Origin of the sequence: Rheinheimera soli, assembly GCF_021290985.1 — a bacterium.
Lineage (GTDB): Bacteria > Pseudomonadota > Gammaproteobacteria > Enterobacterales > Alteromonadaceae > Pararheinheimera > Pararheinheimera soli.
Genome location: NZ_JAJOYU010000008.1, coordinates 80,769 through 95,722 on the forward strand (window position 1 = coordinate 80,769; position 14,954 = coordinate 95,722).

A 14,954-nucleotide genomic window follows, 5' to 3' on the forward strand; every position below is an offset into this window, starting at 1 on the left:
CACCTCAATTGCTGCGGATCAAGAATAACCAGATCACCAAAAGCAGAGTGGCAAACCAAAAACCTGACATCATTTGCCAGAACAGCAGCCGGTTTGTTTTGTGTTTAGCCACCACCTGCTGCTGTAAAAACAGAGGATTAGGATTTTGCAGATCTTTCATCAGCAGAGGAACTGAGGCATAACGCTGGGATAAATCCAGGCTCACTCCAAGCTCTAACGCCTTGTCAAACCAAAGAGGGATCACAGGATTATGCAAATAACTGGGTTTGTAACGTAACTTCTGATAATCACGCATACTCTGGCATTCCTCCACTTTCGGACCGTACGGAAGCTCACCGGTAAAAAGTTCATAGCAGATAGTCGCCAGAGCGTACACATCCCCCTGCTCGCCTGAATTATGGCCGAGTAAATAATGCGGATCGGAATAGCTGGCAGTACCCAGCGCACTGTCCTGCGTAAGAGGTGAATAAATTTCCGCTAAGCCAGCGACATAAACAGAGCCAAAATCTACAAGTATCAACTGGTCATCATTGCGATACATGATATTCCCGGGTTTCAGATCCTGGTGTACAGCCCCTTGTCGATGAAACGCCAACAATGCTTCCGCAATTTGGCGAACCAGAGCAATAGCTTTTGTTGGTTTGATCGGCTTGCTTGTATTGGCAAACCACTGCTCAAGAGTTTCTCCGTCAATATACTCAAGCAAGTAATATAAAAAGGTTCTGGGACGCTTTTGCCTGTGAACCTGAACGACGTGAGGATGCTGTATCCTTAAACCAATCCACTCTTCCCGAATAAAACGCTCGATATAAGAATGATCCTCGCAGAAGTTTGTAGAGGGTGTTTTTAAAACCCAGGAAAGACCTGTTTCTGTATCACGGACCAGATATAAATGGCTACGACTGCTTGAAAACAACTCTCTTTCTATCAGATATCCATCTACTTTCATTCCAGGCACAAGTGCAGGTAAAAAAGGCAACTTCGTCAAACGCTCACTGTAATCATCCAGACTCTCTGAGGGTAAATTAATAATATCTACAATCAGTGCACTTACATTGTCGTCACTGCCTTTGGAGATAGCTATTTGACAGAGCTCAGCTGATAGTTCCTCGGCAGATTGGTTGGCACTTAACGCAGCAAATAGGTCTGACTCCTCAACAAAATCATATAAACCGTCACTACAAAGTAAAAACCTGTCTCCATTTTCAATGCTGATGCCATCTTGATCCCATTGGACACTTTGATCCATTCCCAAAGCCCGTCCGAGAAACTGCCTGCTCTCGCTAAGAACAGTGGTATGGTCCTGAGTCAATTGACGCAGCAGGCCTTGCCTCCAAAGATAAATACGACCATCGCCAATATGAAACCAATAGGCCGTCCGTGACTTGACCACCAGTGCATCAAAGGTAGTTAAGAAGCCTTTCTCATGATTGGTAAAATTATGGCTTTGTTTATAGAGTGCACTATTTATCGTGGCGATAAGTTGGCCAGCACTATAGGGCACTGACCAACTATCAGGGGTATTCAGGTACTCTTCTGCAAAATATTTAACTGCATATTCGCTGGCTTCTTGCCCGGCTTCCGCGGAGCTCACGCCATCAGCTAAGCAAAAGCAAGCTCCTTTGTACACAAGTAAATGCTTATCTGAAGGGAGCTGTTGGCTAATCGCATCTTCATTAGAAGCTTTGATACCAGCCAAAGTCTCACCACCAGCGGCAAGTTGTAACAACATACCGCCAGAACCAGCTATAACATCTGTGAACACTGAGCCTCCGTTCAAGCTAAGTAACTTAGATTAGCTGACATGTATATGATGCACATTGCCTTCTTCGTCTACCTCAGTCATGTGTCCCTTTGGATCATCAAGAAACATCACGGCCACTAATCCAACCAACGCAGATGCACCAATCACATAAAAGAACGTACTGTAGTCAACATAACTAAGTACTGTCAGATACACAACTGCTCCCACATTACCGTAAGCACCAGCCATTCCAGCTATTTGACCTGTCATTCTTCTTTTGATCAGCGGCACTATGGCAAAAACAGCCCCCTCACCACCTTGAACAAAAAACGAACAGGCCATGCTAACGAACACCGCAAGTGGCAACCACCAATGACTGTCCATCAAGCCCATCATGAAATAACCTGCAGATAAACCAGCTATCAATAACACCATGCTCTTACGTCGGCCAAATTTATCCGAAAACCACCCTCCCATAGGTCTGGATACCAGGTTCATAAACGCAAAACTGGACGCAAGTAAGCCTGCACTGACAGGACTCAAACCATCAAAGGTTTCCAGAAAGTACAAGGGTAACATGGAGACTACAGCTAACTCAGAACCAAAGGTTGTGAAGTACGCCAGGTCTAAAATTGCGACTTGTTTAAAGGAGTACTTTTCGTGTTGTGGTACACCTTTTCGTAAATGTTCAACGTTAACCCGCCACACCTGATGAGTTTGGACAATATACAGAATGACTAAGCTGGCCCAAATCAGATACATGTATTGTTCAGAAAACAGGTTGACTCCAGCAGGAGACATTTTCCAGGCCAACATAGCAAGAGCCAAATGCATCGGGATGTTTAACACAATCAGCAACCACAAATCGGTCCAACTTGTGACTTCCATTGCACCACTTTTTTTAGGTTTAAAATACACCGAGCCTTTAGGTGTATTGCGCGCCTGATGATAAAAGATAAAGGAATAGACAGCGCTGAGGACACCAACACTGATCAACGCATATCGCCAACCATCGGCCCCCCCAAATATCAACGCAATACTGGGGAGCGTCATAGCAGCTGCTGCTGAGCCAAAGTTCCCCCAACCACCATAGATACCTTCTGCGGTGCCCACCTGATGACTTGGAAACCATTCCCCCACTAACCTGATCCCCACAACAAAACCAGCGCCAACAAAGCCCAGCAAAAATCTGAATAATGCAAGAGTTTCGAAACTTTCAGCGAGCGCAAATCCAATACAAAAAAAGGAGGAAATCAGTAACAATAGACTGTACATGATCCGCGGACCGAACTTATCAACAAGGATCCCAACTACTATCCTGGCAGGTATAGTCAACGCAACATTTAAAATGAGTAAGGCTTTTACCTGTGCGTCAGTTAAGCTAAGCGCCAGCTTGATTTCAGTTAGCAGAGGCGCATGGTTAAACCACATGACAAAAGTCAGAAAAAATGCAAACCAGGTCAAATGCAGTGTTTTAATTTTTGCATCGCCAAAGTTCAGCAAATTGACCTTTCCGACATCAGCAGCGGAAGAGGACAGCTTGGACATATAAACCTCCATTGGGGAACCAATTACCTTTAAACAAGCTGAAGAATAGAGAGTCTGCAGACTAAAAACATTGACTTTGATCAATCAAAAAAATCCATAAACTTATGTTTTTAATTCAAATATCCACATATAGGTAGTTAGCCAATTACACCCAAACCGCCCCACAGCAACCCCCTCTACCACCTAGGAGGTAATGCAGCTCGTCATGCAGTTAAAACAAAAACGAAAGAGATACTCCCCCTGAAACCCCCTTAATGCTTCGAACAGGTTTATTATCTCGACTAACGTTAGAACAGAGGCTATCTGATGTCTCATCCACAAGCCCAAAGGGCTCTTATTAGCTCGATACTAGCTTTTGCCTGGTGCTTTGCAATCTGGAGTTTGTATGCTGCAGTAGGGCTTGAACTTGCCGCAGATTTAGAATTTAGCGCAACTCAATACGGGCTATTGGTTTCGGCCCCAATATTGACAGGGGCTTTACTACGATTTCCGGCCGGCTTGCTGACACAAACAACTGATCCACGCGCAATGTGGATGTGGCTTATGGTGCTGTTAATACCAGCATTACTGCTATTGCCTTATGCCCAAAGTCTGCTCAGTTTGCTGACTCTTGGGTTGTGGCTAGGGTTGTCAGGTGCCTCCTTTACCCTCGGCATTCAGTATGTTTCCGCATTTTACCCTCCATCTCAACAGGGCACTGTAATGGGGTTGTTTGGTACTGGTAATGCTGGCGCAGCGCTAAGCTTATTTCTAGTGCCACAACTTACAAAATGGGAACTTCCAGTCAGCATCGGCGCTGTTTATGCAATACTGACAACATTCGTTCTACTGTTTTTTTATTTATATTCTCCTGCAATGACACAAAATAAAACATCAGTGGTAACAACGGTCGAAGAAGCATCGGAACACTGCTTGATGTCAAGCCTTCAGTTGCTTAAAGATATAAGACTGTGGCGTTTTTCGCTCTACTACTATTTTGTATTTGGCAGCTTTCTTGCCCTTCTGTTGTGGTTACCGCATTACTACATGCAGGCCTATCAGCTAAGTGCATCAGATGCGATGACGTTCACACTCTTCTTTGTCGTTACTTCCAGTATGGCAAGAGCACTTGGAGGTTGGTTGGCAGATCAATATGGCGGCAGAGCAGTGAACTGGAGTGTGTTCTGGATTTGCCTGATTTGTCTGTTTATTTTGAGCTATCCACCCACCAGCCTGGTCATTCATGGCATAGAAAAAGAAGTAGTTCTGGAAATTAATATCAACATCTGGCTATTTACTGTTCTGATTTTTGTTATTGGGATTGCTCAAGGGCTTGGTAGAGCCAGTGTATTCAGAACGCTTTATGATTATTACCCGGAACAGTTAGGTGCCGCAGGAGGCATGGTTGCGGCGATAGGAGCTCTTGGTGGCTGTACTTTACCGCTGATATTCGGTTTGTCACAAGACTTACTGGGGATTCACACTGCTTGCTTTATGGTGCTTTATGGCGTCTTGGCACTTTGTATGATCCTTATGTTTTTCGCTAACCAACAACAACTTTATCAACGGGAACTATCTTTAGCCCGGGCTCATAATTTTTTATTGGATGATGACGCTTAAGTCGTCAACTTAACTACTGGAAACAGATATGCAAATCACTGACCTGGAAACTGAGCTTAAAATGCATCCGTTACTTAGACTGGCTTTTCGCCCACTTTTCTTGTTTGGTGCAGCATTTAGTGCTCTGGCAATATTAGTATGGGGTCTTGCGCTGTTCGGAAAAATCCACATTGAACCCGCTGGAAATATTCTATTCTGGCATAGCCATGAGATGATTTTTGGCTTTTCCTGCGCGATTGTGATCGGTTTTTTACTTACGGCTATGCAAAACTGGACGGGGCTAAGAGCTCCACACGGTAAGCAGCTATTTTTCCTTTTAACCATATGGGTTGCGTCGAGAGCGCTAGTGTTATGGGGAGCAGCCTTTCCTTTATGGCTAGTTGCCTTCATTGATATACTTTTTTTACCTTCAGCTGCAGTTCTGCTAGCCATTCCAATTCTGGCCGCAAAACAATGGCGGAATTTGTTTTTCATACCCGTATTACTGCTTCTGACTGTTTGCAATGCTATTAGTTGGCTAGGTTTATATCTGCACGACTATACATTACAGCAACATGGGCTCTACAACGCTGTCCTATTAATTACTTTATTAATGAGCATCCTCGGCGGCAGAGTTCTACCGATGTTTACCGCAAATGGTACCCAGACCAAAAAGGTTGAGCCTATTGTGTGGCTGGACCGACTTGCGCTTGGATCCCTATGGCTTATTTTCATTCAACAGTTTCTCAAGCTGGAGAATTATGTACCGCACCAACTGATTGGCCTGCTTTATGGTGTCGCAGCTGCCCTCTTAGCTATTCGCTGTGCTCGCTGGAAACTTTGGATCACCTTTAAAGTACCACTGCTCTGGTCTTTGCATCTGGCGTACTGGTTCATTCCTTTCGGACTGGCTTTCTTTGCTATGCATTATAGTGGCGTTGGTTTGAATGGAACTTTGATATTGAAGAGTACAGCAATGCATACATTGACCGCTGGCGCCATGGGATCGATGATTCTGGCAATGATGGCCAGAGTATCTTTAGGACACACAGGCAGACCTCTTCAGGTTGCTCCACTTATGGTGCCAGCATTTGTACTGATTCTAAGCGCAGGGATTAGCAGAAGCTTACTGGTCATCATTTTCCCAGAGCTGACTCAGACAATTCTTGCGCTCTCTGTCATATTTTGGGTTTTAGCTTACAGTCTTTTTTGTTTTTGCTATAGCAGAATACTCACAACTGACAGAGCAGACGGCAGACCAGGTTAACCCAAGCAGATAAACCAAAGAGAACAAGCTACCTATGAAGTAGTAGCTGAACAATAGAGTTGATTTATATCAATCTCCATGAGGCTCAACAGCCTAGACTGCATAGTAACTGTGCAGGAGATAAATATGGCAACGAAATCAGATAAACCTATAGTGTACGCTTGTTCCGGCTGTTCCAAAGTTGCTCAATTAGCCAACGACCTTGCAGTAGTGCTTGATCGTGAAGGAATTGCGGAGATGTCCTGCATCGCAGGTGTTGGGGGACAAGTAAAGCAATTGGTGCGAATAGCTAAGTCAGGGAGGGATATTTTGGCCATTGACGGCTGTCCGCTCAATTGCGTAAAACGTACACTTGCTTGCCATCAAGTCGTCCCAACATGGCATTTAGAGCTGACCAGCTTCGAAACAGAAGCTTTGGAAAAAGGTCAAAACGAAATTCAGCAGGCTTATAAACTGCTACAACATATTCAACAGGACATACTACCACCAGCTGCTTATACAGAATTGATTCGAGTTCAGACCATACATTAATGGCGTCACTCGAATAAGAGCCTATAAGTTCGGGCAGTCCTCAGGTATTTACCTGAGGACGTTATCACTCTTTCAGTATGGATAGAAAAATACATCTATGGATTTGAGTCACTTAAGATACGACGCATTTAAGGAACTACCCCCAAATAGGTATCCCACCCGCCACTTGAAGGTCATATCAATAAATAGCTTGGCACTCTAACATTCATCTAACGCCGAGCGATGCGGGCTAAGTCCGGAACACCGGATACGTGATAGCAAACAGCAATCCGTCTTCATCTGCCGTGGTAATAGTGCCACCGGGCCTGATTGGAAACATTCAGACCTCCCCACTTGGAAAGGTGTGAAATAATGCTTCAAGATCAATTTAGCCGAAGATTCAGCTACCTCAGACTATCGTTGACGGAAAGTTGTAATTTCCGTTGTAGCTACTGTCTACCAAATGGAAATGAATGCCATACACGTAGTAACGAACTCACATTGCCAGAAATAAAACGACTGGTTACGGCTTTCGCTATGGCGGGTACCCGGAAAATCAGATTAACAGGCGGAGAGCCGAGCCTTAGGCGCGATCTATGCGAAATTATCTCCATTTGCAAAGAAGTCCCCGGCATAGAAACCGTTGCAATGACCACAAATGGCTACAGACTAAAACGAGATATAAGTAGCTGGCTTGATGCAGGTTTAGATGCTTTGAACGTCAGTGTGGATAGTCTTGACCCTGCGACTTTTGAACTCATCACGGGACAGGACAAGCTGGCTGAAATCCTCGAAGGTATTGAACTGGCTACTGAACTTGGTATTAAAAAACTAAAGCTCAATACAGTGTTACTCAGGCAACACAATTCAGGTGCACTGCCGGACTTTATGGACTTTGTGAAACACCGCGCAGTCACACTGAGATTCATTGAACTGATGCAAACCGGTGATAACAATGCTTTCTTTGCGCGTCAGCACCTCTCGGGTGATCAAATCAAACAGCAATTATTGGCTGCTGGCTGGTTACAAGCGGTGAAAGACAAAGATGCCGGACCTGCGCAAGAGTTTTATCATTCATCCCACCAAGGTGGTATTGGCTTGATTATGCCGTACAGCAAAGACTTTTGTGCGGATTGCAACAGACTCAGAGTCTCCAGTTTGGGAGAGCTGTATCTGTGTTTATTCACCGAGCAACATCGTAGTCTTCGACACCTGTTACAACAGGATCAACCGCTTAAAGTTCAGCAGTTTTTGCAACAAAGTTTGCAATTTAAAAGCAGCAGTCATCAACTCTCAGAGCAAAAAACCGGGGCAACACGCCATTTGGCAATGATTGGCGGCTGATACAAACAACAGTCATCTTGGTATGCGATAGAAAGCGGGTGTAGCGGTAATGCAAAGTGCAATAATTTTGGCTGGTGGTCGCTCCTCAAGAATGGGGCAAGACAAGGCGCTGTTAAAGCTACAAGGCAAGACATTGCTGCATCGTGCAGTATCTCTGGTCAAAGCTGCTGGCATCAGTCAAATACTTATAAGCAGGAATGAACCCGGCTTTATCAATGATTTGTTCCCTGATACAGGGCCTTTGGCTGGTATTCAATCCGCCTTATTACATGTCAACGCAGATCATTGCCTGGTGTTGCCAGTAGATACCCCTTTACTTACTGCAGATTTACTGAAGTTGCTTCTACAACATCCTTGTAGCTGCTTTGCAGACTCCCCATTACCCGCAGTCATACCTAATACCAGTGAAGTAAAACACTGGTTATCAAATCAACTGCAACAAAAAACGCCGGACAGATCGGTTCAGCGTTTTTTGCAGCGCTTCGGTGTTGTGGAAATAAAGTGCCCGGACCAGCAAGCACTGGCCAATACCAATACACCGGATCAGTGGCAGCATGTGATAGAGCTCTGTGGGGATCATGCAAAAAACCTTCAGCACCATCAGCCATGATGGGTGAAAAATTAGTCCGAATTTTCTGAGAGAGCATGCAACATGGCAAAAAAAACGAAGCCCTTTAAATCAGTCAATATCGCTGTTTTGACTATTTCAAATCGCCATACCTCAGACACTGATGAGAGTGGGCATTTAATCCATCAATTACTGGTCGACGCAGGACACAGCGTGACTTGTCACGAAATAGTCCAGTCGAATTTATATAAAATCAGAGCGATCGTTTCTCAATTTATTGCGGATCCCGCTTGTCAGGTGATTATCCTCAACGGAGGCACAGGTTTTGCTCCGGATAATTGTACTGAAGAAGCACTGCTGCCCTTGCTGGATAAAAAAGTAGAAGGATTTGGCGAGCTGTTCCGTTACCTGTCCTACCAACAAATTGGTAGCTCAAGCATGCAGTCACGGGCCCTATCCGGCCTTGCCAATCAGACTTTGCTTTTTGCCATACCCGGCTCGCCCCCGGCATGTTCTCTCGCTATGGTAGCGCTCATACTACCGCAACTGGACGCGCGTCAGGGCCCATGCAATTTTGTTGGGCAACTTTGTGATATCACCTCTGCTTGTAGTAAAGATTCGGGGAACGAAGAAGGTATTTTATGAACAATGACCCAAGTGTAACTGCAGCCCTCACACATTTAACCAAAGATGGCAGTGCCCAAATGGTGAATGTTGGGCATAAAGCAATCAGCTCCCGAAGAGCAGTAGCATCAGCTGTTGTGATGACCACGCCTGAAGTGGTGGGCTTGCTGTTATCTGCATCACTGAAAAAAGGGGACGCCTTTGCTTGTGCCCGTATTGCAGGGATCATGGCGGCCAAAAAAACCAGTGATCTGATCCCACTCTGCCATAGCCTGCTGCTCAGCCAAGTCCAGGTGGAGTTCAGTGTGGATCAAAAATCAGGACAGGTAAAAATAATTACCTCTTGCGAGGTCAATGGAAATACAGGGGTAGAAATGGAAGCTCTGACTGCAGCAGCCGTTAGCGCACTGACTATCCATGATATGTGTAAGGCGGCAGACCCTGCTATCGTCATAACGGACATAAAACTTGAAGAGAAAACGGGTGGTAAATCTGGAGTCTGGACACGTGAAGACTATTTACAGCACAGAGCAGCCAATCCAGACCATACTGTAGCCGACAAGAAACAAGGAAACCTCTGATGATCAAGATCCTATTTTTTGGAGCCCTGCGCGAAAGATTGCAACAGGACAGCCTGAACCTTCCATTGACAACAAGCTGCAGTGTTGAAGAGCTGCAGCATAAACTTTGTTTTCATTCACCAGCTTTTACCGAGTCATTCACCAGCGCAAATTTGCTTTGTGCGGTAAACCAAAAACTTACAAAGAAGGATCAGATGATTCAAAGTGGTGATGAGGTTGCTTTTTTCCCCCCTGTAACAGGAGGATAAAATGACTGAGAAACAATCAGCAGCTATCACAGTAAAAGTTCAGACTGAGGATTTCTCTCAGGAACTGATTTACAAGCAGTTGGCCGCAATCCCCTATTGCGGCGCAATAGTCACCTTTGTCGGTCTGGTACGTGATCACCCTGAACTTGAGTTGAAGGCGCTGGAATTAGAACATTATCCGGGAATGACTGAGCACTGCCTGTACTCTATTGCTGAAGAGGCCGTTCAACGCTTTTCTTTGAAAGCAGTGCAGATAGTTCATCGTGTCGGTTATCTGACGCCAGAGCAGCAAATTGTAGTGGTTGGCGTCGCTGCAGGACATCGTTCCGATGCCTTTGCAGGTGCAGAATTCATCATGGATTATTTAAAAACCCAAGTCCCTATCTGGAAAAAGCAGCATGATACGTCAGGAACGCTGTGGGTAGAGGCGAAAACCAGCGATCAACAGCAATACAACAGGTGGTCGAAATGTTGAAACTCTGGCCAGCACAGTCCTTGTTAAATTTTTTTTGTAGCTTGCTTTGTCTTGTGAGTTTCAGCATCCATGCCGAACAACAGCTTGTACTCAGAGTTGCGGCAGCATCAGATTTACGTGACGCACTGAACGCTATTAGCCACGAATTTCAACAAACTGAGCCGGGAATACCTGTTCAGATCGTATTTGGGTCGTCAGGAAAACTGAGCCAACAAATACAGCACGGAGCTCCTTATGATCTCTATTTCTCTGCAGATATGCATTTCGCAGAACAGTTATGGCAAAAAGGTTTTGCCCAGCACGCACCAGTCGCTATCGGTATTGGCCATTTAGTTTTAGTCACAAGAGCTACACTTAAACCTGCAATCCAATTAGAAGACCTTGAGGCTCCGCACTTTCGCCATATAGCCATTGCTGAACCACAACACGCCCCCTATGGCGACAGAGCTAAACAAGCTTTAGAAAATAGCGGGCTTTGGAACAAACTGGAAAAAAAAATTGTATATGGAGAGAATGTCGCCAAGACTTTTCAACTGGTACAAAGCGGGGCAGCTGATGCAGCACTGGTTGGTATGGCATTGGTGACCAAACCAGAGCATACTCAACCATACCCAATCATAAACCAGAATTTGCACAGGCCTTTAGAAACGACTTTTGTCACGGTAAAAAGAGCGCAAAGTTCTGCAGAAATAACCTCCAGAGCTCACCAGTTCAGTGACTTTATGCGCTCAGACAAAGCACAAAAACTACTGCTGAGTTATGGATTCACTGCCCCATGAACCTTACGTTTCTAGACCTTAGCACCGAAGACTGGCAGGCTATTTGGTTGACGCTCAAATTGTGCAGCCTCACCACCCTGATATTGCTATGCATCGCTATTCCTTTGGCCTGGTGGCTGGCATTTGGTCAACAGAAACGTCATAGTTTCGTTGAGGCTTTGGTCACTCTTCCTCTGGTGTTGCCTCCAACTGTGCTTGGTTTTTATCTTTTGCTGCTACTCAGTCCAAATCATGGCATTGGTCATTGGCTTACTGCAGCTGGACTACCGCCCTTGTTGTTCAGTTTTGAGGGGCTTGTACTGGGGTCCGTGATTTATTCTCTACCATTTGCAGTACAACCTCTGAAGCAATGTTTTCGTAGCATTGGCTATCAACCTCTGGAGACAGCCGCATTACTGGGCGCTAAAAAGTTCGATAGGTTTTACAATGTGCTGCTGCCTCTGGCAAAACCAGGCTTAATAGCGGCAGCCAGCTTGAGTTTTGCCCATACCTTAGGTGAGTTTGGCATGATCATGATGATTGGCGGTAGTATAGCTGGCGAAACTAAAGTACTTTCCGTGCTTATTTACGATCACACTGAAGCCATGAATTACGACGCAGCCCATCAGCTGTCTTTTTTCCTGTTAGTGTTATCCGTTGTACTACTATTCATTCTAAATCGCTGGCAGCAGGATAGTCGCAGATGAACTACAGACACGACTTTATCCCTCCAGTGTCTGGTGGCAGGTTAGGCAAAGCTGCCGCTTACCTCAGGCAGCTGATGCATTCAATCGTCCACTCCACTGACGTAAAAGAAACGCCCTGTTTAAAGAAACCAGAAGCGTCATCGTTATTGATCGATATTTCGCTTCAACGCCAGGGTTTCAAGTTACAGATAAACACGCACATTGCTTTAACAGGTATTACCGCCATTTTTGGGCGCTCAGGATCCGGCAAAACAAGCTTACTAAGAGCACTAGCCGGTCTTGAACCCAAGGTCACCGGAGATATCTGTTTTGGCGAGCAAGTCTGGCTTTCAGACACGTACAAATGTCCGGCAGAGCAAAGGCGAATTGGCTTAGTGAGTCAAAATGATTCACTGCTACCTCATCTCACTGTTGAACAAAATCTGCTATTTGGTTACCAGCGGACCAGTCCAGACTTACGTCAATTGCATCCAGAGGATATCTATCAGCAGCTTGATTTAACCCCTCTGCTTCACAGATCTGTGCAGCAGTTGTCCGGCGGTCAGAAACAGAGAGTTGCTCTTGGCCGAGCACTACTGGCACAACCCCAGTTATTGCTGCTCGATGAACCATTGAGCGCTCTGGATCGGATAGGAAGACAAGAGATTGTGCCCTATTTACGGAAGGTACTTATCGATATCAATATTCCAGTTTTGTTTATCAGCCACCAATTAGAGGATGTGGTACAACTGGCCGACTATCTGGTTTTGATCGAGCAGGGACAGCTAAAGGCTCAGGGAGCGCTAGCAAAATTACTGCACAGCGAGCCTGGATTGCAATCAGAAGCGATGAGTTTGTTATATGCCAGACAATTACCCAAGGATGAATTATTATCTTCATCCGTCAGCCCCTTTATCCTGAGTGCTCAGCAAATCTTATTGCCAGCGCCGCTGTCACAAAGTACGGCCTTGCCTAACACATGTAGATTAAGGATCCGGGCAAAAGACGTCAGTGTCAGCCTGCGACCTTTAGAACAGAGTTCGATACAGGTGCAGTTGCCTGTTCAGGTAAAGCACTGGCAGGCGACGTCACATCAAGCCGAATTACTTTTATATATGTCACTCAGTGATGGCCAACAACTGAGCGCTCAGATAAGCCAATACTCTTTCGACCAATTAGGCATTAAAAAAGACTGCAGACTTTATGCAAATATAAAGGCTGCAGCTATCAGTTGATTATCATCTGCTAGATTGCCGGTAAGGCTTTTTTCTGCGCAGCTAGAAAACCATTTGCAAATGCCTGCAAACGCTCGCTGCGGCTATCCACCGGCAGTATCAGCTCGATTAATGTAAATTTTGTTGGTTCTTGTATCGCCATCATCATCGCTTGCTCTAATTCATCAAAATTTCTGACTTTATGACTCTCACCGCCCATGCCTTTGGCAATGACTGAGTAATCCCAGCCCTGGAGACAAGTAGAACTTAAATCGGGTGAAAAAGCTTTGATCATTTGCCAGCTACTATTGTTGAACAACAAGACAATAGGAGCAAAACCATATCTGGTGCAATGTCCAAGCTCCAGTCCCGTCATTTGGAAGGCACCGTCGCCGACTAACACTAAAGGACGAAGACCTGTTGCAGCCTGGACACCCAGCGCAGCAGGCACCGCATATCCCATAGACGCATAAAATGATGGGGCTAACAAGGTAGATGACCTCAGATGCAAAGACGCGAAAAGACAATCACCAATATCACTGACCACCGGAACAGTGGAAGAATGCTGGCTTAGTATCTCATCCACTACAGCAACTGCGTTGACCGAATTAAAGCTATTCGCAGAACGAGTTCTTCTGCTTTTTAATCTGTTTTGTTTTGCAGCCTGAATAGGAAAAGATGGTAAATCTGTTGAAAGCAAAATCGACAATAAATCCCGAATAGCCAAATCATGGAAGGCAAAGCCTGCCATTCTGAGTTCTCCCTGCTGGACAAGTATCGATTTTTCTATCGGAAACAATGCCTGATGAGCAGCAAAATTACTGTCGCTTTGAATAACTCCTAACTGAATGATTAAATCGGCGTCTCGGATCAGTTCATACTGAGACTGATCCTTGCTGTCGATAAAAACCCCCGCATACAAAGGATGTAACTGGTCAACACAAGCTCGCCCCAGCAAAGTGGTCATCATAGGAATATTCAATTGGGAGGAAAGTTGCTCAACTAAAGCGCCAATCCCAAAACGGCGAACTCCAATACCACACAATAACACCGGATTTTTAGCTTGAACTAACCGTCTTTTAATTTCCTCTGCCGCAACTGACAACAGTTGTTTATGCTGAAGATCTGAATGAATTAAGGCGCTGCATAGCTTTGAATCCGACCGTTCAACATCTATGGCCGGGAGTACCCAATTTGAAGCATCCCGAGGCATTTCAATCAATATTGGACGAGATTCCTTTAGGCAACAGTGAATGGCATGAGAAAGCTCTGCAGCCGCCGTATTCACGTCATCTAACCTTACTTGTGCACAAGTAATCTCCCTATAAATATCCCGCTGGGAATCTACATGCCGTGCTTGATGGTGAATAACTAATTCCCTATTTAGTTCTTGTTTAGATGGAAAACCCGCGATAATGATAAGCGGAACCTGTTCCATATAAGCTTGAGCCACGGCATTTACAGCATTGAGCGCTCCGGCTCCATAGGTTAATACAGCAACAGAAGGTTTATTACTGATCCTTGCAGCACCGTCCGCAGCAAAGATGGCTGATGGCTCATGACTCAGGTAATAAAGTGGGATTTTTCCGGACTGTTCTATCGCTAAAAATAAAGGTAAGACGAAGTCACCCGGAATGCCGAAGATTTGCTGGGCACCAGTTTGTTGAATTTGCTCTAACAATAAATCGACCAGCTTCATAATCACACCTCACATTTTTAGTTCACAAAGTGTGCGGCGAAGCTGGCTGGGTATTATTGATTTAGATCAAGCTGTGCAACAGACAAGGATGGCAATAAGGGGGTACTACC

At 45.2% G+C, this 14,954-nt stretch carries 15 protein-coding genes and 1 riboswitch; of the genes, 12 read left to right on the top strand and 3 right to left on the bottom strand.

Annotation, left to right across the window (positions count from 1 at the left end; translation table 11 throughout):
- Positions 1-4 precede the first annotated feature (4 nt).
- On the bottom strand, positions 5-1,765 hold the full coding sequence (locus LSG37_RS07720) for a bifunctional protein-serine/threonine kinase/phosphatase (RefSeq protein WP_233079339.1): 1,761 nt from the start codon (positions 1,763-1,765) through the stop codon (positions 5-7).
- 30 nt (positions 1,766-1,795) lie between these two features.
- A complete protein-coding gene (locus LSG37_RS07725) occupies positions 1,796-3,292 on the bottom strand; it encodes a NarK family nitrate/nitrite MFS transporter (RefSeq protein WP_233079340.1) in 1,497 nt (498 codons plus the stop codon).
- Between the two features lie 306 nt (positions 3,293-3,598).
- Between LSG37_RS07725 and LSG37_RS07730 the strand changes: the two genes are divergently transcribed.
- From LSG37_RS07730 to modC, 12 genes are all read left to right on the top strand, one after another.
- Positions 3,599-4,891: an MFS transporter gene (locus tag LSG37_RS07730; RefSeq protein WP_233079341.1), complete on the top strand. Its 1,293-nt coding sequence runs from the start codon at positions 3,599-3,601 to the stop codon at positions 4,889-4,891.
- A 28-nt stretch (positions 4,892-4,919) separates the two neighbouring features.
- Positions 4,920-6,137, top strand: coding sequence for an NnrS family protein (locus LSG37_RS07735; RefSeq protein WP_233079342.1), 1,218 nt, complete (start codon positions 4,920-4,922; stop codon positions 6,135-6,137).
- A gap of 126 nt (positions 6,138-6,263) precedes the next feature.
- Positions 6,264-6,668, top strand: coding sequence for a putative zinc-binding protein (locus LSG37_RS07740; RefSeq protein WP_269836520.1), 405 nt, complete (start codon positions 6,264-6,266; stop codon positions 6,666-6,668).
- A 200-nt stretch (positions 6,669-6,868) separates the two neighbouring features.
- Positions 6,869-7,028: riboswitch (molybdenum cofactor riboswitch) on the top strand.
- Positions 7,020-7,991, top strand: a complete 972-nt coding sequence (moaA, locus tag LSG37_RS07745; protein WP_233079343.1) for a GTP 3',8-cyclase MoaA — start codon at positions 7,020-7,022, stop codon at positions 7,989-7,991. (Overlaps the previous riboswitch by 9 nt.)
- A 49-nt stretch (positions 7,992-8,040) precedes the next feature.
- Positions 8,041-8,601 carry a molybdenum cofactor guanylyltransferase gene (gene mobA, locus LSG37_RS07750; protein ID WP_233079344.1) on the top strand — a complete coding sequence of 187 codons (561 nt, stop codon included), beginning with the start codon at positions 8,041-8,043 and terminating at the stop codon, positions 8,599-8,601.
- Positions 8,602-8,643: 42 nt separating this feature from the next.
- Positions 8,644-9,204, top strand: a complete 561-nt coding sequence (locus LSG37_RS07755) for a molybdenum cofactor synthesis domain-containing protein (RefSeq protein ID WP_233079345.1) — start codon at positions 8,644-8,646, stop codon at positions 9,202-9,204.
- Positions 9,201-9,764: a cyclic pyranopterin monophosphate synthase MoaC gene (moaC, locus tag LSG37_RS07760; RefSeq protein WP_233079346.1), complete on the top strand. Its 564-nt coding sequence runs from the start codon at positions 9,201-9,203 to the stop codon at positions 9,762-9,764. The genes LSG37_RS07755 and moaC overlap by 4 nt, the downstream gene beginning before the upstream one ends.
- Positions 9,764-10,012, top strand: coding sequence for a molybdopterin converting factor subunit 1 (gene moaD / locus LSG37_RS07765; RefSeq protein WP_233079347.1), 249 nt, complete (start codon positions 9,764-9,766; stop codon positions 10,010-10,012). Before moaC ends, moaD begins: the two co-directional genes overlap by 1 nt.
- 1 nt (position 10,013) lies before the next feature.
- A complete protein-coding gene (locus LSG37_RS07770) occupies positions 10,014-10,487 on the top strand; it encodes a molybdenum cofactor biosynthesis protein MoaE (protein ID WP_233079348.1) in 474 nt (157 codons plus the stop codon).
- Entirely contained in the window at positions 10,481-11,266 is a 786-nt protein-coding gene (gene modA / locus LSG37_RS07775) for a molybdate ABC transporter substrate-binding protein (protein ID WP_233079349.1), read from the top strand. The genes LSG37_RS07770 and modA overlap by 7 nt, the downstream gene beginning before the upstream one ends.
- Positions 11,263-11,952, top strand: coding sequence for a molybdate ABC transporter permease subunit (modB, locus tag LSG37_RS07780; protein WP_233079350.1), 690 nt, complete (start codon positions 11,263-11,265; stop codon positions 11,950-11,952). Before modA ends, modB begins: the two co-directional genes overlap by 4 nt.
- A complete protein-coding gene (gene modC / locus LSG37_RS07785) occupies positions 11,949-13,166 on the top strand; it encodes a molybdenum ABC transporter ATP-binding protein (RefSeq protein WP_233079351.1) in 1,218 nt (405 codons plus the stop codon). The genes modB and modC overlap by 4 nt, the downstream gene beginning before the upstream one ends.
- 10 nt (positions 13,167-13,176) lie before the next feature.
- On the opposite strand, the gene LSG37_RS07790 is transcribed toward modC, so the two are convergent.
- Positions 13,177-14,844: a thiamine pyrophosphate-binding protein gene (locus tag LSG37_RS07790; RefSeq protein ID WP_233079352.1), complete on the bottom strand. Its 1,668-nt coding sequence runs from the start codon at positions 14,842-14,844 to the stop codon at positions 13,177-13,179.
- Positions 14,845-14,954: the final 110 nt, after the last annotated feature.